Source organism: Pseudomonas sp. MAG733B (assembly GCF_036884845.1).
GTDB lineage: Bacteria > Pseudomonadota > Gammaproteobacteria > Pseudomonadales > Pseudomonadaceae > Aquipseudomonas.
The window spans coordinates 999,471-1,022,320 of the sequence record NZ_CP145732.1 but is presented as its reverse complement, the minus strand read 5'-3'; the positions used below and the strand labels follow the sequence as shown (position 1 = coordinate 1,022,320).

Sequence of the window (22,850 nt, the reverse complement as noted above, 5' to 3'; positions counted from 1 at the left end):
ATTCTGTGAGCGAACTCATTCGCGTACCTGACATCGGCAGCGGTGAAGGTGAAGTAATTGAACTGTTTGTGAAGGTCGGCGACCGTATCGAAGCCGACCAGAGCATCCTGACACTTGAGTCGGACAAAGCGAGCATGGAAGTGCCTGCGCCGAAGGCCGGTATCATCAAGAGCCTGAAAGTGAAGCTGGGCGATCGCCTGAAAGAAGGTGACGAACTGCTGGAGCTGGAAGTCGAAGGTGCCGCTGCTGCGGCCCCTGCGGCTGCCGCTGCGCCGGCTGCCAAGGCTGAAGAGAAGAAAGCAGCGCCTGCACCTGCCGCCGCTGCGCCAGCCGCTGCTCCTGCTGCCGCTTCGGTTCAGCAAGTGCACGTGCCGGACATCGGCTCGGCGGGCAAGGCCCAGATCATCGAGATCCAGGTCAAGGTCGGCGACACCGTCGAGGCTGATCAGTCGCTGATCACCCTGGAATCCGACAAGGCGAGCATGGAAATTCCTTCGCCTGCCGCTGGCGTGGTCAAGGCCATCAGCGTCAAGCTCAACGACGAAGTCGGTACTGGCGACCTGATTCTGGACCTGGAAGTGGCGGGTGCTGCGGCGCCTGCTGCTGCCGCTCCGGCCCAGGCTGCTGCACCTGCCGCCGCTGCACCTGCCGCCGCTGCTCCAGCGCCAGCCGCTGCCGCTCCGGCTGCACCGGTTGCCGACAGCGTCCAGGACATCCACGTGCCGGACATCGGTTCGGCGGGCAAGGCCAAGATCATCGAAGTCCTGGTCAAGGCCGGCGATTCCGTTGAAGCCGACCAATCGCTGATTACCCTGGAATCCGACAAGGCGAGCATGGAGATTCCATCGCCAGCCGCTGGCGTGGTGGAAAGCGTTTCCATCAAGCTCGATGACGAAGTCGGTACCGGCGACCTGATCCTGAAGCTGAAAGTCAAAGGCGCTGCCCCGGCCGCTGCTCCGGCACCTGCCGCTGCCGCACCGAGCGCTGCTGCTCCAGCTCCGGCCGCTGCTGCTCCTGCCGCCGCACCTGCTGCCCCTGCCGCTGCTCCAGCCAAGCCTGGCGCCAAGGTTCACGCCGGCCCTGCCGTGCGTCAACTGGCCCGCGAATTCGGCGTTGAGCTGAGCGCTGTCGGCGCCAGCGGTCCGCACGGCCGCATCCTGAAAGAAGACGTGCAGGTTTACGTCAAGGCCATGATGCAGAAGGCCAAGGAAGCACCGGCCGCTGCTGCTGGCGCAACCGGTGGCGCGGGCATCCCGCCGATTCCGGTCGTGGACTTCAGCCGCTTCGGTGAAATCGAAGAAGTGCCGATGACCCGCCTGATGCAGGTCGGCGCTGCCAACCTGCACCGCAGCTGGCTGAACGTGCCACACGTGACGCAATTCGACTCGGCGGATATCACCGAGCTTGAAGCGTTCCGTAACGCCCAGAAAGCCGTTGCAGAGAAGGCCGGCGTCAAGCTGACCATCCTGCCGTTGCTGCTCAAGTCCTGCGCGCACCTGCTCAAGGAACTGCCGGACTTCAACAGCTCGCTGGCGCCAAGCGGCAAAGCGATCATCCGCAAGAAATACGTGAACATCGGCTTCGCCGTCGACACCCCGGATGGCCTGCTGGTACCGGTCATCAAGAACGTCGACCAGAAGAGCCTGCTGCAACTGGCCGCCGAAGCTGCTTCCCTGGCTGAAAAAGCCCGGACCAAGAAGCTCTCGTCGGACGAAATGCAAGGCGCCTGCTTCACCATTTCCAGCCTCGGCCACATTGGCGGCACCGGCTTCACGCCGATCGTCAACGCGCCGGAAGTGGCGATCCTCGGTGTTTCCAAGGCAACCATCCAGCCAGTCTGGGACGGCAAAGCCTTCCAGCCGAAACTGATGCTGCCGCTGTCGCTGTCCTACGATCACCGCGTGATCAACGGCGCCGCTGCTGCACGCTTCACCAAGCGTCTGAGCGATCTGCTGGCGGACATCCGCACCATCCTGCTGTAACACCGGCAGGCCCTCCTTCACCGGAGGGCCTGTCGAGTTTCACGTTTTCCGAGCGCCACGCTCGTACCTCAACCCCGCCAATTTGGCGGGGCTTTTTTTGCCTGAAAAAATCTTATTCCTACATTCGCGGCTTACATCGCCCACAACTTTCGTCTGCTTTAGCGCGGTATTTTTCCGGCTCGACTCACTAGGCTTAGTTCAATAGTCGCCAACAAGTCTTTTTGAAGCGACAACTTGATCAACATTATTTCGAATGGACTCGAATATGTTCAAACCTACTGTCGGCCCTATCGTGGGCCACACGACAACTCATCATGCCCGCATCTTTCTACGTGGCGCATCGCAAAAAGATTCACTGGCATTTGCGGGCATTCGTTATCGCCGAATCGGTGATGTGTATTGGAACAAAGGTGTATTTACCCAACTGACCGCTTTGCGTGACATGTCTGATGTCATTGTTCTGCATGATCTTGTCGCCGACACCGAATACGAATACCAGGCCGGCTGGTTCAGCCCCATGAACCCGGTGCATACCGTGGAGACGGTGCAGGAGCTGCCGCTGCAATGGCCCCGGGATATTTATCGCCTGCGCACGCAATCGAGCCAAGCCACCACGCCGCGGGCGTACGTCGTCGGCTCCTGCCGCTACTTGCGCATGACCGCCGGGAGACCGGCGGCCCCGCACCTGGGCGACCGGATCTTCGCCTCCATCGCCAGCCTGGCACAAAACGCCACGCCGCCGATCAATGCCATGTTGATGACCGGCGACCAGGTTTATGTCGATGACTTGAACTTCATAGCACCCGATCGGGAATACCAGGAGATACTCGCCAAATACCGCACGGCGTTCTCTCAACCACATATCTCAAAGTTAATGTCCGGCATGCCTACTTACATGATCCTTGACGATCATGAAATAGAAGATAACTGGCCAGCCAATAAAAACAGCGCCGACGATCATTTATACAAGAACGCCATGAACGCTTATGAGTTATACCAAGCCAGCCACAGCCCGGCCCATGAACTGAATACCCAAGGGCGAATAAGCCCATCGTTAAAACAATACTGGTATCAGTTTGCCAATGGCGATATCGAGTGGTTTGTCACCGACAGCCGCACCCGGCGCAATCTCACCGACCCCGACCGGCGCATCCTTGATGCCGATCAGGAACAGGCGTTGTGCGACTGGCTGATCCACAGCCCCGCCCGGGTCAAGTTCTTGGTCACCAGCGTGATGTTCTACCCCGACCGCAAACGCCTCGGTGATGATGCCTGGCAAGCCTTTCCCGAACAGCGACTACGGCTGCTGGAAACGATCCGCACCCACGGGATCAAGAACGTTATCTTCATTTCCGGCGATGTTCACGGCTCCCTGATTAGCCGCTTGACTCACAGCGAGGACCCGGACTTCGAAGTTCATACCATCGTCTCGTCGCCGCTGTGCAACAGCAAACTGTTGCCTTATGCCAAAGCGTCCACCTTTATCCTCGATCAACCGTTGGTGCAAACCGCCGCGGGTGATTATCGACATGACCTGACCGGCAAGGTGATCAGCCAGGACAACTTCGCGCACCTGACGGTCGATGCAGAACAGATTCATGTGCGCTACCACGATCGGGATGGCAACCTGTTGCAATCGACACGCATTGCCTTGAATCAAGGCTGAAATTCAGTCAATAGCCTGACTTTTTTCTATTAACTGAAGAAATCTTCGCTTCTGCCGACATATTCTTATAGCACTTGGCCTTCATGTCTCTTGTCAGTCGGTGCCGCAATGATGCAACCTTGCCGCAGGCAACAGTAAAGAGGGCGAGAGCCCGGCGCGTTCAGCAAATTCGAAGCGAGTTTCCCTTCATATGAAAAGCCAACCCGATGCCGCCAGCCGTATGGTGGCCGAGGTAGTGACGCAGTTGCCTGTGCCCTCGCGGCTCGGCATGCTGCGTTTCGAACGGCTGAATGAACCGAGCTGGGCGCTGCTGTTTCTCGATCCCAATTGCGAACGACAGTTCGGCCTGCCGGCTGTGGAGTTGTGCGCGCTGGTCGGCTCGCCCTACGCCAGCCTGATGGAGCCTGAAGCGCGCTATCAACTGCATGACGCAGTCCAGCAGCAACTGAGCGAACACACGCATTACCTGATCCGCTACACCCTGCACACCGCCTCGGGTTCCCTGAACCTGCTGGAACTCGGCGAAGCCTACAAACAACACAATCGACACCTGTTGCGCGGCTACCTGCTGGTGATCGACGGCCTGTTCGACGATGACCCGCTGCTACCGGCGCTGGATCTGGAAACCCAGAACTCGCGCCTGCAAATCGCTCTGGAACTCAACCAGCGCGCCCAACAGGAACAGCTGCTGCACCTGGATCGGGTGCGCGCCCAGCAGGACCTGATCCTGCTGCTGACCCGCCAGCGCTACAGCAGCAACAACTCCCTGCAAGAAGCCGCCGAACTGATCACCCGCAGCGCCTGCGATATCTACGAAATCGACTGCGCCAGCTTGTGGCACCTCGAAGGTTCGAAGCTGGTGCCGATCTCGGCCTATCACCGCACGAACCAGGAATACCTGCTGCCGGAACCGATCGACGTCAGCGTGTTCCCCGACTATCTCGACGCCTTGCACACCGGTCGCGCCATCGACGCCCACAACGCCATGCGCGACCCACGCACCCGGGAAATGGCCGAAAGCCTGCGCCCGCGTGACGTTAACGCGATGCTCGACGCCAGTATCCGCGTCGACGGCCAAGTGGTCGGCGTGCTTTGCCTGGAACAAACCGGCGCGACTCGCGCCTGGCAGTCGGACGAAATCGCCTTCGCCGGTGAACTGGCGGATCAGTTCGCTCAGGTCATCAGCAATCACAACCGACGCACCGCCACCAGCGCCCTGCACCTGTTCCAGCGTGCGGTCGAACAAAGCGCCAACGCCTTTTTGCTGGTCAATTGCGACGGCGTGGTGGAGTACGTCAACCCGAGCTTCACAGCGATCACCCAGTACAGCACCGAGGAAGTCCACGGCCAGCGCCTGTCGGAACTGCCGGCCTTGGAAAACCTCAGCGAACTGCTGTTCGACGCACCTTCCGCGCTGGCCAAGAGCAACAGTTGGCAGGGCGAATTCAAGAGCCGCCGGAAAAACCTCGAACCCTACTGGGGCCAATTGTCGATCTCCAAGGTCTATGGCGATAACCGCGAACTGACCCATTACATCGGCATCTACGAAGACATCACCCAGACCAAGCTCGCTCAGCAACGCATCGAGCGCCTGGCCTACACCGACAACCTGACCAACCTCGGAAACCGCCCGGCGTTCATCCGCAACCTTGATGAACGCTTCGCCCGAGACAGCGATACACCCATCAGCCTGTTGCTGGTGGACATCGACAACTTCAAGCGGATCAACGACAGCCTCGGCCACCAGACCGGTGACAAGCTGCTGATCAGCCTCGCCCGGCGCCTGCGCAACAGCCTCAGCCCGAGCGGCAGCCTGGCGCGGTTTGCCAGTAACGAATTCGCGGTGCTGCTGGACAACACCGACCTTGAAGTCGGCCAGCAAGTTGCCAGCCAGTTGCTGACCACCCTCGACAAGCCGATGTTCGTCGACAACCAGTTGATCAGCGTCACCGGATCCGTGGGCCTGGCCTGCGCGCCGCTGCACGGGCGCGACCCGCAAACCCTGATGCGCAACGCCGGGTTGGCGCTGCACAAGGCCAAGGCCAACGGCAAACATCAGGTGCAGGTGTTTACCGAAGCGCTGAACGCCGAGGCCAGCTACAAGCTGTTCGTCGAGAACAACCTGCGCCGCGCCCTGACCCAGAACGAGCTCGATGTGTTTTATCAGCCCAAGCTCTGTCTGCGCAGCGGTCGCCTGCTGGGCATGGAAGCGTTGTTGCGCTGGGACCACCCGGAAAAAGGCATGATTCGTCCGGACCAGTTCATCAGCGTCGCTGAAGAAACCGGCCTGATCATCCCGATCGGCAAATGGATCGCCCGCCAGGCCTGCCGCATGAGCAAAGCGCTGACCGCTGCCGGTCTGGGCAATTTGCAGGTGGCAATCAACCTGTCGCCCAAGCAGTTCTCCGACCCGGACCTGGTGGCCTCCATCGCCAACATCCTCAAGGAAGAAGCGCTGCCGGCGCACCTGCTGGAGCTGGAGCTGACCGAAGGCCTGCTGCTGGAAGCCACCGAAGACACCCACTTGCAGCTCGACCAGCTCAAGCGCCTGGGCCTGACCCTGGCGATGGACGACTTCGGCACCGGTTACTCGTCGCTCAGTTACTTGAAAAAATTCCCCATCGACATCATTAAGATCGATCGAAGCTTCATTCACGAAATCCCGGACAACCAGGACGACATGGAAATCACCTCCGCGGTGATCGCCATGGCCCACAACCTGAAACTCAAGGTCGTGGCTGAAGGCATCGAAACGTCCGCACAGCTGACCTTCCTGCGTCGCCACCGCTGCGACGTCGGCCAGGGCTATCTGTTCGACCAGCCGATCCCGGGCGCCGAGCTGATCGAGAAGCTCAAACGCTACCCGCGCGGCCCAATCGCCTGACAGCGAGCCGACACTCGGGCAAACTGCATGTCTAAATATTCCAACGACTGAGAGGACTGATGATGGTTCTGCGCTCGGAAATTCTGGTGAACAAAAACGTGCTCCCTACCAAAGAACAAGCTCTGCCTGGCCGCGAAACCCCCATGACCGTGCCGGAAAAACACTTCGTCCACGACGCCCCTCTACTGGGCCCGTTCGCGATGGACGTGGATTTCGCGATCTTCGGCCTTGGCTGCTTCTGGGGCGCGGAACGCAGATTCTGGCAACGTGAAGGTGTAGTCAGTACGGCCGTGGGTTACGCGGGTGGCTTCACCCCGAACCCGACTTACGAAGAAGTCTGCTCTGGCTTGACCGGCCATAGCGAAGTCGTGCTGGTGGTCTACGAGCCGGCAAAGGTCAGCTACGAAGAGCTGCTGAAGATGTTCTGGGAGCTGCACAACCCGACCCAGGGTATGCGCCAGGGCAATGACCTCGGCACCCAGTACCGCTCGGTGATCTACGCCACCAACCCGCCCCAACTGGAAGCCGCGAAAAAAAGCGCACAGGTGTTTCAGGTCGAACTGACCAAAGCCGGCAAGGGCATCATCACCACCGAAATCGACGAAGCGCCGACGTTCTACTTCGCCGAGGCGTATCACCAGCAGTACCTGGCGAAGAATCCGGAAGGCTATTGCGGGATTGGCGGTACGGGCGTGACTTGCCCGATTTAAGCGCTTAACGCAAAAGATCGCAGTCTGCGGCAGGCTGCGATCTTTTGATCTTGCTACTTGTTACTCGGCGATCAACCAATCCATCTGCCACCCACCCTGGGTCTGCCCCAGTTTCTGGGACAGCCACGGCAGCAGCTCACGCAATTCTTCCTCCAGCCCCCAAGGCGGATTGGCAATCGCCAACCCGGAGCCGTTCAGGCTGTTCGGCGTATCCAGCGGATGCACCAGCAATTCCACGCGCAACAACTTCGGCGCCCCGGTGCCGGCCAGGTCCTGATAGAAACGACGCAAGGCGCGCTGATCCTTCACCGGATACCAGATCGCCGCTACGGTTTGACGCATCCGGCCAATAGCCTCTTTCAACGACGCCGCGCAACGCTGCATCTCGTCGAGCTTCTCGAACGGCGGATCGATCAACATCACCGCACGCTTCTCCGGTACCGGCAACAAGGCCCGCGGCACATGCCAGCCTTCGCCCAGGTGCACTTTCACCCGACGATCACCGGCCATGTTGTCCTTGAGCAGCACGCCGTCTTCCGGGTGTTTCTCGTTGAGCAGCACACGGTCCTGCGGGCGGGTCAGACGCCGCGCCAACTCTGGAGAACCGGGGTAATAACGCAACTGGCCATCCGGGTTCATCTCGTGCAGCACCTGCATGTAATCAGCCGTCAGGATCGGCAGATCCGGCTGATCCCACAAACGCGCGATGCCTTCCAGGTACTCACCGGTACGGTTGGCCTGATCGCCCTGAAGGTCGTACAGACCAATGCCGGCGTGGGTATCGAGATAGGCAAACGGCTGCTCCTTGCGCGACATCAGGGCGATGAGGCGGGTCAAGGTCAGGTGTTTGAACACATCGGCGTGATTGCCGGCATGGAAGGCGTGACGATAATTCATGGCTGCTCCTGCGAAGGCCGGGAAGTTTACCTTTTACCGGCCGGCAAGTCAGGGGTTCACGGCTGAGCGGACAACCCCACAACGGGATGGTGATAAAGCAATAGGTGGCGGCTGTACAAAGGTGTGGAAGACCGGGACGTTAGGCACCCGGCGCACTCGAAAGCGCCCCGCGCACAGCCACCATAAAACACAGGCGAAAAAACGCGGAATGGTAAAACTGATGCACCTAACGATAGAGGGCTTCCACACCCTGCCACTCAATTGCAGTGACAGGCAAAAGACTATCGATGAGTTCTGTGCTGCACCAGTTCATGGAAACCGATAGAGCTTGAAGGAAATCTCCTAGGACGCTGCCCGGGAAAGCCGCTGCCACCGAATGAGCAAAATGCATTTACCAAGTAGATCGATCTTCAAGTCTCGCTTTGTCCAGTTCCTCCTTCCATAATTTTTGAGCCAGCGTGTACACATCCTGAAAAAACTCCCTTGGGCTCTGTAATTCATACCACTCGCCACGAGGCCAACTCGACGCTAGGTCCTCATCGATGTCAAACAAAATTTGGAAATCAAAACCCTTGTCGTTGAGTTTATCCGCTAGCGACTCCAGCAGTACAAGCTTATGCCTATAGGACAGGCATCCTAGGTTCAAACTGTATTTCTTAATAAGCTCTACCCTATCAGTCTCCTTATTAGGATCGTAAACCTCTAACTCTACGCCTCGTGTTTCTTCACGGTCGTAAACATTAAACGCCCCGATAAACCACATAAGATCCGGCTCAAACTCTTCATCTACGAATGGATCTCGCAACATCACTTTTTCTCCGCAGGAAAAGCTGTATAGGGACGCCGTGTATCACCCTGATCAAACTTCACTTCAAACCAGTTCATATTTTCATTCAGCTTTGGATTATTCGAGTCTTTTTTGTTCGGTCTGTAGCCACGACCGGCTCCTGGGAGCTCCATTCTTACAATTGGATCTTTATTATGATCCTTTCCCGTGTGAGGGCTTAGCCCCAACATCTCCCTTGACATTGCCTTATTCAGTGCACCCAGATGAATCCGCCAGTTACTGAACTGCGAACTTAAGCTTCCTTTTGCACCTTTCGGAATTTTACCCGTGTGAGGGTTTGCTCCATTTATAGCCCTCTGTTTGAGTGCTGAATCAGATATTTCCGGGCCATGCTTTTCAACTGTATGCATGTCGTACTTTTTCTCGTACTCGAGAACCCGCCGTTTAGCATTCGACTCTGCCAGCTCATCAATCCTCTCTCGCCGCTGCGCACCTGTCATCTTCGGGAGTTGCGGCTCTCCCTCGTCAACCCTAACCCCGACAACCCCATCCGGCGCCGAACAACCCGGCTTATTCGCCCCCGGACAATTCCCACTCAACCCCAACGGATCCACCCACCCCGCCGGATTCGGCGTGTACCGATAGGCGTTCAACCCACCCGCCAGCTTCACCGGATCCGGCGTCAGATAACGCCCGGTATCGGGGTGGTAATAGCGATGGCGGTTGTAGTGCAAGCCGCTTTCGGCGTCGAAGTACTGGCCCTGAAAACGCAGCGGTTGCTCAAGCTGTTCGCCGCCGCCGTGGGTGATTTGGCTGACTTTGCCGTAGGCGGTGTATTTCGCCGACCAGACGATCTCGCCGCCGTAGTCGGTGAGTTCCTGCGGGGTGCCGAGGTGGTCGAGTTGGTAGTAAAACGGGCAGGCTTTTTTCGGGCCTTTGCCATCGAGCATGGCCAGCGGGCGGAAGCTGCCCGGTTCGTAGAGGTAGCTGCGGTAGTGGTTGGGGCTGCTTTCGGCGACGAGTTGGTCGCCTTGCCAGAAAAACTGCGTGCTGTGGCCGTCGACGGTTTTGTTGATGCGGCGGCCGAAGACGTCGTAGCGGTAGCTCGCTGTGCGGCCGTCGGGCAAGGTGAGGCCGGTCAGGCGGTGCTGGCTGTCGTAGGTGTAGACGGTGACGTTCTCGCCACGCTGTTCGCGGATCAGGTTGCCGTAGGCGTCGTAGTCGTAATGCCGGTCGGCGTGGCGTCGCAGGCGGTTGCCCTTGAGTTGCCAGGGACCTGGGCGGTCGTGGATCAGCAGGTTACCGGCCGGATCGTGAGTGAAGTTTTCCGGGGCCTGCTCGCGGGCGTGGCGCACGCCGGTCAGGCGGTCGAGCGGGTCGTACTGGTAGCGCCGTGGGCCGTGGCGTGTGTCGCTGATCTGTGCGAGGTTGCCGTTGGCGCTGTAGGCATACTCGCGGCGGTACAGCGGACGCTGGTTTTGCCTGACAGCGTGGGCCTGCAAACGACCCTGTTCGTCGTAGGCATAGTCGCTGAGTAGCAGGCCTTGTTGACGGCTTTTTTCACGACCGAACTCGAAATGATGACCGGTCAGTCGCGTGCCATTCAGGTCGATGGCGGTCAGCGCCCCACCCTTGGCGCGGTGGTATTCAAGACGGCTGTTGTCCGGCAGACGCAAGTGCTTGAGCTGGCCGCTGACGTCGTAGCCATAACGCAAGGTGCCCCAGCCTTGATGTTCGGTGATCAGCCGGTCGTGGACGTCGTATTCGAACTCCAGCGGATGGTCCTGGCCATCATCGACGCTGAGCAGTCGGTCCAGCCCGTCATAGCGGTACTCGACCTTGACCCCGTCGGGCAGGGTTTTGACCAATAACCGTCCGGCGGCGTCGCGCTGGTAAGCGGTGATCAGTTGCGAGCCGTCATCACCGAACTCGGTTTTCTCCAGCAACTGGCCATTGAGGTCGTAGGCATACGCCGTGCGCCGGCCGTCGAAGCCGCTTTCCTGTCGGATCAAGCCGTTTGGTGTGTAGTCCAGCCGATAACGCTCGCCGACTTCGTTTTCGATCTCGGTCAACAGCAACTGCGCATGGTCGTAGCGGTACTTCAGTTCGCTGCCGTCGGGGTTGATCCGTCGGCTGACCAGGTGCAGGTCGTCGGCGTATTCAAAACGGGTGACCCGCCCCAGTTCGTCGGTTTCAGCGGTGATCCGGCCGTAGGCGTTGTAGCTGAAGCAGCGACTGGCGCCGCTCGGCGCGGTCGTCTGCAACAAGCGGCCCATTGCATCCCACTGGTAACGGCTGACCCCGCCATGTTCGTCCTCAGCCGTCGTCCGCCGCCCCAGCGCATCGTAGGCAAACTGCCGTCGCCCGCCGTCGGGCAGGGTTTCGCCGAGCAACTGGCCGAGGTCGTTCCACTCGAACACATGGCGGCTGTGGTCCGGGTAACGGATCGCCAGCAAGCGCCCTTGTCCGTCGTACTCGTGATAGGTGCTTTGCCCGTCCGGATCGATCAGCCAGGTCACATCGCCCTGGGCGTTGCGCTGGTAGGTCCACTTGGCCTTACCGCGATAACGCGCGTGCAGGAAACCGTTGCGGTACTCGTAGGACGTCGGCTCGTCTTCTGGCGGAATCAGCGCGATCAGCCGTCCGAGCTCGTCGTAGCGGTATTCGGTGACGGCGCCGAGCGCGTCCTGCTCGGCGAGCAAACGGCCCTGTGCGTCGTAGGCCTTGTGCTGCTGCCCGCCATCGGCGGCGACCCGCCGCACCAGCCGTGCCTGCGAGTCGTGGAGGTAAACCTCTTCGCTGCCATCAGCGTGTTTCAGGACCACACCACCGTCGTCGTCCCAGCGATACCGCGTGTCCATCTGCGCAAACGAGGCCCAGTGACGGATACATCGGGCAGCCTTGCCGGACTTTTCCCACTCCCAGTAGAAACTCGCGCCACCGGCCAGTTGCCGTTGCAGGATGACCTGCTGTTCGTCGTAGTCGTAACGCTCGCTTTCACCGGCGGCATTCGTCGCTTCGATCAACCGCCAGCGCGCGTCGTAGCGGTAAGTCACCAGCGTCTGCTCGGTGCGCCAGGCCGGCGGCTGGTCGTCGCCGAGGTGAAAGCGCTGGTAGTCGACGGCGACCAAATGGTTACGCTCGTAACGCAACCACAGGCAACGCCCGGCGCCGTTGTCCAGGCGCTGGATGCACCCGGAAAAATCGCGCTGCACGCTCAGACGATTGCCATAGGCGTCGCTGATCGCGCTCAAGCGCCCAGTCAGAAAATGGAAAAAGCGCACCGACTCGCCAGCCAAGGCGACAATCAGTTCTTCCGGCTCTTCACCGAGGTAGATCGCCGCCCGCGACAAGCTGTTGTGGATCGTCGGACGCGTCAGACTCGGCAGCGGAAACGGCGTGCGCCGGTTTTCCGCATCAATCCAGATGACGGTGTCGCCGTCGATTTCCAGGCGCTGGGCCAGCGAATGGCTCCAGCCAAAACCGAGGCCGCCGTCGAGTTCCACGGCGCTGGTGCGATACAAACGGGTGAACTCGAACGGCAGCAGCCCATCCAGCACGCAGTCAGTCAGGGTCAACAGTTCTTCGCCGCTGACCAGCGATACCGGGCAGCCATGGGTGGCGGTGCGATCCGCGGAATCGGCGCTGTCGCCGTTGGGGTTTTTCGCCTGAACCGAAGCGTCGTCAAAGGGCTCGTCTTTTTTCAGCGAGGTGTTGTTGCGGGCCTTCCAGCGCAACTGCATCCGGCCTTTTTTCAGCCCTGCCGCGACACCCCGTGCCGCCACTTTTTTGTAGCGGTCGACGTAATCGCTGAAGGTTTTGAGGATCGAGAACAATGACTCAACCAGCCGCGTGACCGCACGGATCAACTGCGTACCGCGACGAGCCAAGCGCATCGCCAGATAGGCAACTCCCGCCCCCGCCGTGGCGAAGGTCAGGACGACGGCGATCAGGATGTCGATCAGCAGCTCCACCACCCGCATCGATACGGCCTTGGCGGTTTCGCCGGCAATTACGCTCGGTGGCAGCATCTCCAGCCAGAGACTGGCCGTGCGCAACAGTAGACACAGCGCCGCTTCATCACTGGCCAGCAGCTGGAGTCTGGCCATGGCTTCGGGCGTTTTTTCCGCCAGGTCTTTCAACTGCTCGACGCCGCTGCCCAGCCGATCAGCAAACTTGCCGGGATCCTGCAGCATGTCCGACAGCAGGTTGATGCCGTCCCACACGCCCTCGATTGCCGCCCAACTGCCGGCCAGCAATCCGTTGCCCACGGCGGCCGAAGTCGACTGCGACCACCGAGGTTTGAACTCATCCCACTCGCTGCGCAGCCAGGTTTCCAGTGATTGACCAAGGCCGTCATACGAGGAAAACAGCTCATCAACCTGCTGCGACGTCACCTCGTTCTGCACACGCACGCGATAGAACTTGCCCGGCACGCCTTCGAACTGCCCCTCGCCGTTTTCATCGAGGGTGACCGGCGTCGACTCGCCACCCTCCACCGCGATCACATCGACCTGAATGTTGCCCAGCGGAACGTCATACACCGACTCGAACTTGCTTTCGATCAGCAGGGTTCCGCCTTGCGGACACTGCGCAACGGTCGAAATAAAATCGTCGTCAGCGCTGCTGACCACGGTGCGGGTGTTGCCCAGCTTGATCACCCGCTCCACGTCCATCAGCGAAGGCATGTCGGTGGCGCGGCTGATCTTGTCGGCGGCCTGGCTGAACCAGCGTTTGAGCTGCTGGCGGTAGAGCGTCAGGGTGTCCGGGAAACTGTCGAGTTCGTGCTCGATGCGGGCGATGTGATCCATCAATTCAGCTCCGCAGACAAGAACTCCACCAACGCTGTCTTGGGTGCGTCAGGCAGGCCGGAGGTTTGCAGAAATGCCGCGATCTTGTGGCGCAATACCACCTCGGAAAACGCCTCGAACAAATCCGGGCGGTCCTCGCTCAACCACTTCAGCAGATTGTTGACCAGGGTTACCGCGGACTCGGCAGCGAGCACTCGCAGCAGCGCTTCGGGGACTTCCCACCATGGAAAATCCCTGGAGGCTTTCAGCGAACTACCGCCAATTTCCAGCGGCTGACCATTGACCAGACAGCGCTCGATCACCGGAATCAATTTCGCCGCGTCGACTTCGGCGGACTGCAGAATCGGCAACAGAAATCGCCCGTCCCAGAAACGAAAGAACGTCGGGCTACCATTGGGTAACAACACTTGCGTCAGGCTGCACAAATGCTCGACCAGCACCGCCGGGCTTGCAGCAGAAACCGCCAGCCAACCCCAATCGCACGATTCGGTGCTGGCGACCCACGCCATAAACTCACTGCCCGGATCGACGATCGCGACATAGGGCATGACCGATTCCCACTCGGCATAAACGGTGTCCGCCCAGATCGGACGCGGACCCTGAGCGGGGCCTGAGCGTTGCCAGGCCTTGAAGGGTTCAGCGGAGCTGGTGTTGCTGAAAACGGCGAACAACTGCTCGCCAGTCTGGAGCGGTTGGCGCTCCAGCCAAACGCGAGGTGACAACGATTCAGGCGGCACAGAAACCCTCCTTGCAACGTGCGCATTCCTCACAGAACGGCGCGGCGCTTTTCAGGCTCAAAACCTGTGCTGGGCTGAGTGCTTCAAGTTTTCTTTGAACAGTCGAGGCACCCGATGCCGGTATCGGCGCGCCCCCAACCTCAATGGGCACGCTGCTGAAGATCCCCGCCGGACCAATGTTGATCCAGTGCCCACCCGACTGGATTGTGGCGTTGTCACCGCCGTCGATAACGACCATTTGGCCGGCGCTGACATGCACTTTCTCGCTCGCATCGAGCGATTGGTTGCTGACGCGGACATGGCGGTCGCCGTGGACGTGAAGGCGATCTATTGAGACACGCCCTTCGGCGCTGCCGACGAGTACGCTGCGCTGGTTGCCGACCTGAACATGCAAGTCCCCCAACACGTCTTGATTCCAGTTTCGCTGGGCGCGCAGGTAGATTTCCTCGGCACCTTTGCGATCCTCGATGCGCAATTCGTTGTAGCCACCACCGCCGGGACTACTCTGGGTTCGGAAAATACTGCGGGTTTTGTCCGCAGGGAGATTAAGCGGCAGCGGTGTCGAGGCGTTTGGCACGCAGCCGATGATTATTGGTTTGTCGGCATCGCCATCACCAAACCCCACCAGCACTTCCATGCCGACACGGGGGATCAACACACTGCCGTAACGATCGTGAGCCCAACCGCCGGCCACACGTAGCCAGCAACTGGAATGTTCGTTCAACTGACCGTCGCGATCCCATAAGAACCGAACTTTGACCCGACCATACTCGTCGCAGTGGATTTCACTGTCCTTGGGGCCGGTCACCACGGCAGATTGATAACCGGCGGCGCGAGGTTTGCCAATCAGCGGCGGGCGGAAGAAAACATCCCAAGGCGTCGCCAGAAACGAATTGCGGTAACCCTGGAGTTCATCCGGGCCACTTCCCGCCGACTCCTCAAGCACTTGCGGCTGTCGGCCCTGATGTTCAATTTCAGTCAGCAGCCAAAGGCTGTTCCATTCTTGCTGAGGATGCTCGTCGAGCTGTAGGAAATGCCCGCTGGCCAATGTCGATTGATCGCCCTCACCTTTCGCCTGACGGTAATCCGCGCGGTGGCTCTCCAATGCTCGCCCGACCAGATGCCTGCCAACCTCGCGATCATTGAATTGACCGGGAAAGCCATAATCCTCCAGCACCGGCAGCTGTTCGCTGTCGAGTCGGCTTTCCAGCTCAATACGAGGTTTATGGAAGTCGTAATCGCGGCGCGTTACCACGGTGGGTCGGGTTTCCAGGCGCACGTTGAACCGGTTGATGACGGGTTCATCCCCCGCCATACCGCTGCCCGGTCGATACGAGGTCGATTGTGGCAAACGTGGAAAAAACGTTTGGTCATCGCCGAATACCAACAGGTGCCCGTCGGAACTGTGCTGGAAGTGGTAATGAATGCCGAGCTCGGCGCACAACCGCTGGATGAATGCCAGATCGCTTTCAGCGTATTGCACGCAGTACTCGCGCTCGGGGTAGTCGCCGCCCAGCTGAAACTCGAAGGCATCGCCGAGGATGCCGTGGTCCTTGAAAATCTGCGTGATGATGGCCGGCACACTTCGGTGCTGGAACACCCGCTGGTTGATGCGCTGGCCCAGGTAGGTCAGGCGCGGCACCAGGCTGATCTGGTAGCGCGTCAGACGCTTGCCGGAATCGCCCTGGCCAATGCGAAAAATCTGACCGTGAACACCGGAGCCTTGCGCATCGAAACTCAGAAACGCCTGACGATGCAGCAAGCTTTCGAGCTCGATATCCGGTCGCTCGCTGACCAGTTCCACTTCAAAGCGATAAGGTTGGCTGATGGCTTCCTTGCCCGTGAACTCAAGTACTTTGAGTTCACTCTGGACACCGTCGACGGTCAACGTGAAACGCGGTTGATTGGCAGAAGCGAACATCCGATGTGTCTCTGCAGAATGAAAGCGAGCGATTCTGCATGAGCACAAAGAAGCCCAGATCAAGAGGCAGGAAATTCAGATTTGCCCTACTGCCTCTGAAGCATCGGCTGTCAGAAAATGGTTTATCCGACTACAGACAACCTCGAAAACACCACCATTTCCTGTAGGAGCCGAGCTTGCTCGCGTTGGCGTCAACACATTCAACACCTGTGTTGGCTTCCAGACCGCTATCGCGAGCAAGCTCGGCTCCTACAGGGTATCCGGAAAATGGCGCACAAAAAAACGGCCCGCCTCCAAAGGAAGCGGGCCGTTTTCATTCAAGCCATTGGCTCAGAGCTTTCGCTCGTGCCGATTACTTGTTCAGGCGGAAATCCTTCTCGGCTGCGTCGAAACGCTGCAGCATGCCGGCAGTCGGCGCGCCCATTTTGCTGACGAAGTAGATCGCCAGGCTGGCGAAGATGAAACCAGGAATGATTTCGTACAGGCCCAGCAGCTCGAAGTGTTTCCAGACGATCACGGTGATCGCGCCGACCAGGATACCGGCCAGTGCGCCGTTGCGGGTCATGTCTTTCCAGATCACGGAGATCAGGACAACCGGACCGAACGCAGCACCGAAACCAGCCCAGGCGTAGCTCACCAGACCCAGAACGCGGTTGTTCGGATTGGCAGCCAAGGCGATGGCAATCAGCGCCACCAACAGCACCATGGCACGACCGACCCATACCAGCTCAACCTGGGAAGCGGATTTGCGCAGGAAAGTCTTGTAGAAGTCTTCGGTCAGGGCGCTCGAGCACACCAGCAACTGGCAGCTCAGGGTGCTCATCACGGCAGCCAGAATGGCCGACAGCAGAATGCCGGCAACCCATGGGTTGAACAGGATCTTGGCCAGCTCGATGAACACGCGCTCCGGGTTTTCGGTGACTGCACCGGCCACATCAGGATGTGCCGAGAAGTAAGCGATACCGAAGAAGCCCACAGCCACGGTGCCGCCCAGGCACAGGATCATCCAGGTCATGGAGATGCGACGAGCCTTGGCAATCGACTTCACCGAATCAGCCGCCATGAAACGCGCCAGGATGTGCGGCTGACCGAAGTAGCCCAGACCCCAGCCCATCAGCGAGATGATGCCGATGAAAGTGGTGCCTTTAAGCATGTCGAAGTTGCTGGCGTCCTTGGCTTCGATGGCCAGGAACGTGGTGTCGACACCGCCAGTGGCCAACAGCACGATGATTGGCGTCAGTATCAGCGCGAAAATCATCAGGGTGGCTTGTACGGTATCGGTCCAGCTCACTGCCAGGAAACCACCGATAAAGGTGTAGGCAATCGTTGCCGCAGCACCGGCCCACAGCGCTGTCTCGTAGGACATGCCGAAGGTGCTTTCGAACAGGCGGGCACCGGCCACGATGCCGGAAGCACAGTAGATGGTGAAGAACACCAGGATCACGACTGCAGAGATGATCCGCAGCAGACCGCTTTTGTCTTCAAAACGGCTGGCGAAGTAATCCGGCAGGGTCAGGGCATCACCGTTGTGCTCGGTTTGCACGCGCAGACGACCGGCGACAAATAGCCAGTTCAGGTAAGCACCGACCACAAGGCCGATGGCGATCCAGCTTTCAGACAAACCGGACATGTAGATGGCGCCCGGCAGGCCCATCAACAACCAGCCGCTCATGTCGGAAGCACCGGCGGACAGTGCAGTCACGACGCTGCCCAGGCTACGGCCACCCAGAATGTAGTCAGAAAGGTTGTTGGTGGAGCGATAGGCCATCAAGCCGATCAGCACCATTGCTGCGATGTAGATCACGAACGTGATCAGTGTTGGATTGCTTACGCTCATTATGTGACGCCCTGGCTTTGTTTTTATGTAGCGGCGGCTGGTGAACCGCTCGCAAACGGTGACGTTTGACAGACGATTCGGGATCCCGCGCATTTATGACTGATGTTTCCCCAGGAAAGCCATCAGCCGGCACACCTGACTCTTGGTCCGGTTGCACCTTGGGCGCGAATGCTATTCAACAAAGCAAATAAGGTGCAACCCATTTCTCGGGAATAAGTTGCACCTAGTCGGAAAAATACTTTAAAGCCTGTTTTTTGCTCCTTTTCGGAGCAAGAACCGGCACCTACCAAACTAAAAAGCACCAAGTAGTTGCAGTACCTTCGTACCAGAATTTATTTCCTGACGAACTGCGTAATATTCCGACAAAAAAAGGGTTGCACCCGGTTGCACCTCAACAGTCGCACGGCTAATCTTGCGGCCAGCTGATGCCACGCGGTCGTGGCAAACATGAGGATAAAAACATGGCTACCACCACCCTTGGCGTCAAACTTGACGACCCGACCCGCGAACGCCTCAAGGCCGCCGCGACCTCGATTGATCGCACGCCGCACTGGCTGATCAAGCAGGCAATTTTCAATTACCTGGAAAAACTCGAGGGTGGTGCAACCCTGACCGAGCTGAACGGTTTGACCAAGGATTCCGACGATGCCGTCGACGCGCCTCTGGATCACGCCCATCAGTGCTTCCTCGAATTCGCCGAAAGCATCCTGCCGCAATCGGTACTGCGCGCATCGATCACCGCCGCTTACCGTCGCCCGGAGCCTGAAGTGGTTCCGATGCTGATGGAGCAGGCGCGTCTGCCGGCAGCGATGGCTGAAGCCACCAACAAACTCGCCGCGTCCATCGCGGAAAAACTGCGTAACCAGAAGAGCGCTGGCGGCCGTGCCGGCATTGTTCAGGGCCTGCTGCAGGAATTCTCCCTGTCGTCCCAGGAAGGCGTGGCGCTGATGTGCCTGGCCGAAGCGCTGCTGCGTATCCCGGATAAAGGCACCCGCGACGCGCTGATCCGCGACAAGATCAGCACCGGCAACTGGCACCCGCACCTGGGCAACAGCCCTTCGTTGTTCGTCAACGCCGCCACTTGGGGCCTGTTGCTGACCGGCAAACTGGTGTCCACGCACAACGAAGCGGGTTTGACTTCGTCCCTGAGCCGCATCATCGGCAAGAGCGGCGAGCCGATGATCCGCAAGGGCGTCGACATGGCCATGCGCCTGATGGGCGAGCAGTTCGTGACCGGTGAAACCATCGCCGAAGCCCTGGCCAATGCGAGCAAGTTCGAAGCCAAGGGCTTCCGCTATTCCTACGACATGCTGGGTGAAGCAGCACTCACCGAGCACGACGCGCAGAAGTACCTGGCCTCGTACGAACAAGCCATCCACTCGATCGGCAAAGCGTCCCATGGCCGTGGGATTTATGAAGGCCCGGGCATTTCCATCAAGCTGTCTGCACTGCACCCGCGCTACAGCCGTGCGCAGTACGAGCGTGTGATGGAGGAGCTGTACCCGCGCCTGCTGTCGCTGACCCTGCTGGCCAAGCAATACGACATCGGCCTGAACATCGACGCCGAAGAAGCTGACCGTCTGGAGCTTTCGCTGGATCTGCTCGAGCGTCTGTGCTTCGAGCCGCAACTGACCGGCTGGAACGGCATCGGTTTCGTGATCCAGGCTTACCAGAAGCGTTGCCCGTACGTGATCGACTATGTGATCGACCTGGCTCGCCGCAGCCGTCATCGCCTGATGATCCGTCTGGTAAAAGGCGCGTACTGGGACAGCGAAATCAAGCGCGCCCAGGTCGAAGGCCTGGAAGGCTACCCGGTCTACACCCGCAAGGTGTACACCGACGTTTCCTACATCGCTTGCGCACGCAAACTGCTGTCGGTGCCGGAAGTCATCTACCCGCAGTTCGCCACGCACAACGCGCACACTCTGTCGGCCATTTATCACATCGCCGGTCAGAACTATTACCCGGGCCAGTACGAGTTCCAGTGCCTGCACGGCATGGGTGAACCGCTGTACGAACAGGTTGTAGGCAAAGTTTCCGAAGGCAAGCTGAACCGTCCGTGCCGCGTGTACGCTCCGGTCGGCACCCACGAAACCCTGCTGGCGTACCTCGTACGTCGTCTGCTGGAAAACGGCGCGAACACCTCGTTCGTCAACCGTATCGCCGACCAGTCGATTTCTATCCAGGAACTGGTAGCCGATCCGGTAGCCAGCATCGAGCAGATGGCAACCGTGGAAGGTGGTTTCGGCCTGCCGCACCCACGTATTCCGCTGCCGCGTGACCTGTATGGTTCCGAGCGCGCCAACTCCAGCGGCATCGACATGGCCAACGAACATCGTCTGGCGTCGTTGTCCTGCGCCTTGCTGGCCACCGCACACAACCACTGGAAAGCCGCGCCGATGTTAGGTTGCGCCTCCAGCAATGAAGCTCCGGCTCCTGTGTTGAACCCGTCCGACCTGCGTGACGTGGTTGGTTACGTGCAGGAAGCGACCGTTGAAGACGTCGACAACGCGATCCAGTGCGCCCTCAACGCCGCACCGATCTGGCAGGCCACCCCGCCAGCCGAGCGCGCTGCAATCCTTGAACGTGCCGCCGACCTGATGGAAGCCGAGATCCAGCCGCTGATGGGCCTGCTGGCTCGCGAAGCTGGCAAGACCTTCGCCAACGCCATCGCCGAAGTGCGTGAAGCCGTGGACTTCCTGCGTTATTACGCCGTGCAGGCACGCAACGATTTCACCAACGACGCTCACCGTCCGCTGGGTCCAGTGGTGTGCATCAGCCCGTGGAACTTCCCGCTGGCAATCTTCAGTGGTCAAGTCGCTGCTGCATTGGCCGCCGGTAACCCGGTTTTGGCCAAGCCTGCGGAACAGACTCCGCTGGTTGCCGCTCAAGCCGTGCGCCTGCTGCTCGAGGCCGGCATTCCGGAAGGCGTGTTGCAACTGCTGCCGGGCCGTGGCGAAACCGTCGGTGCTGGCCTGGTGGGCGATGATCGCGTCAAAGGCGTAATGTTCACCGGTTCCACCGAAGTCGCTCGCCTGCTGCAACGCAACATCGCCGGTCGCCTGGACAACCAGGGTCGTCCGATCCCGCTGATCGCCGAAACCGGTGGGCAGAACGCAATGATCGTCGACTCGTCGGCACTGACCGAACAAGTCGTAATCGACGTGGTTTCCTCGGCATTTGACAGCGCTGGCCAGCGTTGCTCGGCATTGCGCGTGCTGTGCTTGCAGGAAGATTCCGCTGACCGCGTCATCGAAATGCTTAAAGGGGCGATGGCTGAAAGCCGTCTCGGCAACCCTGAGCGCCTGTCTGTGGACATCGGCCCGGTGATCGACGCCGAAGCCAAGGCCGGCATCGAGAAGCACATCCAGGCCATGCGCGACAAAGGTCGCAGCGTGTACCAAGTGGCCATCGCCGATGCCGAAGAAGTGAAACGCGGCACCTTCGTGATGCCGACGCTGATCGAACTGGAAAGCTTCGACGAACTGCAGCGTGAAATTTTCGGTCCGGTGCTGCACGTGGTTCGCTACAAGCGCAAAGACATCGATCAACTGATCGCTCAGATCAACGCTTCCGGCTACGGCCTGACGCTGGGCGTGCACACCCGCATCGACGAAACCATCGCCAAGGTGATCGACAACGTCAATGCCGGTAACGTCTATGTAAACCGCAACATCGTGGGTGCCGTGGTCGGCGTGCAGCCGTTCGGCGGCGAAGGCCTGTCGGGTACTGGCCCGAAAGCCGGTGGTCCGTTGTACCTGTACCGCTTGCTATCGACGCGTCCTACCGATGCCATCGAACAATCCTTCGCTCGCGGTGATGCTGCTGCAGCACCGGACGTCCGTCTGCGCGATTCCATGAGCAAGCCGCTGACCGCCCTGAAGGCCTGGGCCGACAGCAACAAGTTCGCCGACCTGAGCACCCTGTGCGTACAGTTCGCCGCGCAATCGCAAAGCGGTATCACCCGCCTGCTGGCTGGCCCGACCGGCGAGCGCAACAGCTATGCGATCCTGCCACGTGAACACGTGCTGTGCCTGGCGGAAGTCGAAGGCGATCTGCTGACGCAACTGGCGGCGGTATTGGCCGTCGGTGGTTCGGCGGTGTGGCCGGAAGCTGAGCTGACCAAGGCGCTGTTCGCACGTCTGCCGAAGGAAGTTCAGGCACGCATCAAGCTGGTTTCCGACTGGAACAAGGACGAAGTGGTGTTTGATGCGGTTCTGCATCACGGCCACTCCGACCAGTTGCGCGCGGTGTGCCAGCAGGTTGCCAAGCGTGCCGGCGCCATCGTTGGCGTGCAGGGTCTGTCGCAAGGCGAGTCCAACATTGCGCTGGAGCGTTTGGTGATTGAGCGTGCGTTGAGCGTTAACACGGCGGCGGCGGGTGGTAATGCCAGCTTGATGACCATCGGCTAAGTAGCTGTAAGTCCAGGTGCCCGCAATGGGCGCCTGAAATGCAAAACCCCTGTGGGAGCGGGCTTGCTCGCGAAGGCGGACTGTCAATCAACGTAAATGTTGAATGTGGCGGCCTCTTCGCGAGCAAGCCCGCTCCCACATTTGGTTTGTGGTGACCACTAAGTCACTGCCCTACCCCACCATCACCCTCATCAATCATCCTGTTC

11 protein-coding genes are annotated in these 22,850 nt (G+C 59.6%); 5 read left to right on the top strand and 6 right to left on the bottom strand.

All coding sequences use genetic code 11. From position 1 onward, the window contains the following. The first annotated feature begins 5 nt into the window (after positions 1-5). From aceF to msrA, 4 genes are all read left to right on the top strand, one after another. Positions 6-1,982, top strand: coding sequence for a dihydrolipoyllysine-residue acetyltransferase (aceF, locus tag V6Z53_RS04655; RefSeq protein ID WP_338584370.1), 1,977 nt, complete (start codon positions 6-8; stop codon positions 1,980-1,982). Between the two features lie 265 nt (positions 1,983-2,247). Continuing rightward, complete coding sequence (locus V6Z53_RS04650) at positions 2,248-3,648, top strand: alkaline phosphatase D family protein (protein WP_338584369.1); 1,401 nt, start codon at positions 2,248-2,250, stop codon at positions 3,646-3,648. A 190-nt stretch (positions 3,649-3,838) separates the two neighbouring features. After that, positions 3,839-6,532 (top strand): EAL domain-containing protein, encoded by a 2,694-nt coding sequence (locus V6Z53_RS04645; RefSeq protein ID WP_338584368.1) that lies wholly within the window; start codon positions 3,839-3,841, stop codon positions 6,530-6,532. A 62-nt stretch (positions 6,533-6,594) separates the two neighbouring features. Next, positions 6,595-7,242, top strand: coding sequence for a peptide-methionine (S)-S-oxide reductase MsrA (gene msrA, locus V6Z53_RS04640; RefSeq protein ID WP_338586447.1), 648 nt, complete (start codon positions 6,595-6,597; stop codon positions 7,240-7,242). 60 nt (positions 7,243-7,302) lie between these two features. Here the strand turns inward: msrA and rlmJ are convergent, their stop codons facing one another. From rlmJ to putP, 6 genes are all read right to left on the bottom strand, one after another. Further along, positions 7,303-8,139: a 23S rRNA (adenine(2030)-N(6))-methyltransferase RlmJ gene (gene rlmJ / locus V6Z53_RS04635; protein WP_223447514.1), complete on the bottom strand. Its 837-nt coding sequence runs from the start codon at positions 8,137-8,139 to the stop codon at positions 7,303-7,305. Positions 8,140-8,530: 391 nt separating this feature from the next. Then, positions 8,531-8,947, bottom strand: coding sequence for a hypothetical protein (locus tag V6Z53_RS04630; RefSeq protein ID WP_338584367.1), 417 nt, complete (start codon positions 8,945-8,947; stop codon positions 8,531-8,533). Then, complete coding sequence (locus V6Z53_RS04625; protein ID WP_338584366.1) at positions 8,947-13,737, bottom strand: RHS repeat-associated core domain-containing protein; 4,791 nt, start codon at positions 13,735-13,737, stop codon at positions 8,947-8,949. The genes V6Z53_RS04630 and V6Z53_RS04625 overlap by 1 nt, the downstream gene beginning before the upstream one ends. Then, positions 13,737-14,474: a DUF4123 domain-containing protein gene (locus V6Z53_RS04620; protein WP_338584365.1), complete on the bottom strand. Its 738-nt coding sequence runs from the start codon at positions 14,472-14,474 to the stop codon at positions 13,737-13,739. The genes V6Z53_RS04625 and V6Z53_RS04620 overlap by 1 nt, the downstream gene beginning before the upstream one ends. Further along, positions 14,464-16,395 (bottom strand): type VI secretion system tip protein TssI/VgrG, encoded by a 1,932-nt coding sequence (tssI, locus tag V6Z53_RS04615; RefSeq protein WP_338584364.1) that lies wholly within the window; start codon positions 16,393-16,395, stop codon positions 14,464-14,466. Before tssI ends, V6Z53_RS04620 begins: the two co-directional genes overlap by 11 nt. A gap of 352 nt (positions 16,396-16,747) precedes the next feature. Next, a complete protein-coding gene (gene putP / locus V6Z53_RS04610; RefSeq protein WP_338584362.1) occupies positions 16,748-18,232 on the bottom strand; it encodes a sodium/proline symporter PutP in 1,485 nt (494 codons plus the stop codon). A 461-nt stretch (positions 18,233-18,693) separates the two neighbouring features. Between putP and putA the strand changes: the two genes are divergently transcribed. After that, positions 18,694-22,644, top strand: a complete 3,951-nt coding sequence (gene putA, locus V6Z53_RS04605; RefSeq protein ID WP_338584361.1) for a trifunctional transcriptional regulator/proline dehydrogenase/L-glutamate gamma-semialdehyde dehydrogenase — start codon at positions 18,694-18,696, stop codon at positions 22,642-22,644. The last annotated feature ends 206 nt before the right edge of the window (positions 22,645-22,850 follow it).

Bases quoted from the DNA above. Each gene is read 5' to 3' on its own strand.
- V6Z53_RS04650 (WP_338584369.1), top strand. From the start codon at position 2,248: ATGTTCAAACCTACTGTCGGCCCTATCGTGGGCCACACGACAACTCAT.
- V6Z53_RS04645 (WP_338584368.1), top strand. From the start codon at position 3,839: ATGAAAAGCCAACCCGATGCCGCCAGCCGTATGGTGGCCGAGGTAGTG.
- msrA (WP_338586447.1), top strand. From the start codon at position 6,595: ATGGTTCTGCGCTCGGAAATTCTGGTGAACAAAAACGTGCTCCCTACC.
- rlmJ (WP_223447514.1), bottom strand. From the start codon at position 8,139: ATGAATTATCGTCACGCCTTCCATGCCGGCAATCACGCCGATGTGTTC.
- V6Z53_RS04630 (WP_338584367.1), bottom strand. From the start codon at position 8,947: ATGTTGCGAGATCCATTCGTAGATGAAGAGTTTGAGCCGGATCTTATG.
- V6Z53_RS04625 (WP_338584366.1), bottom strand. From the start codon at position 13,737: ATGGATCACATCGCCCGCATCGAGCACGAACTCGACAGTTTCCCGGAC.
- tssI (WP_338584364.1), bottom strand. From the start codon at position 16,395: ATGTTCGCTTCTGCCAATCAACCGCGTTTCACGTTGACCGTCGACGGT.
- putP (WP_338584362.1), bottom strand. From the start codon at position 18,232: ATGAGCGTAAGCAATCCAACACTGATCACGTTCGTGATCTACATCGCA.
- putA (WP_338584361.1), top strand. From the start codon at position 18,694: ATGGCTACCACCACCCTTGGCGTCAAACTTGACGACCCGACCCGCGAA.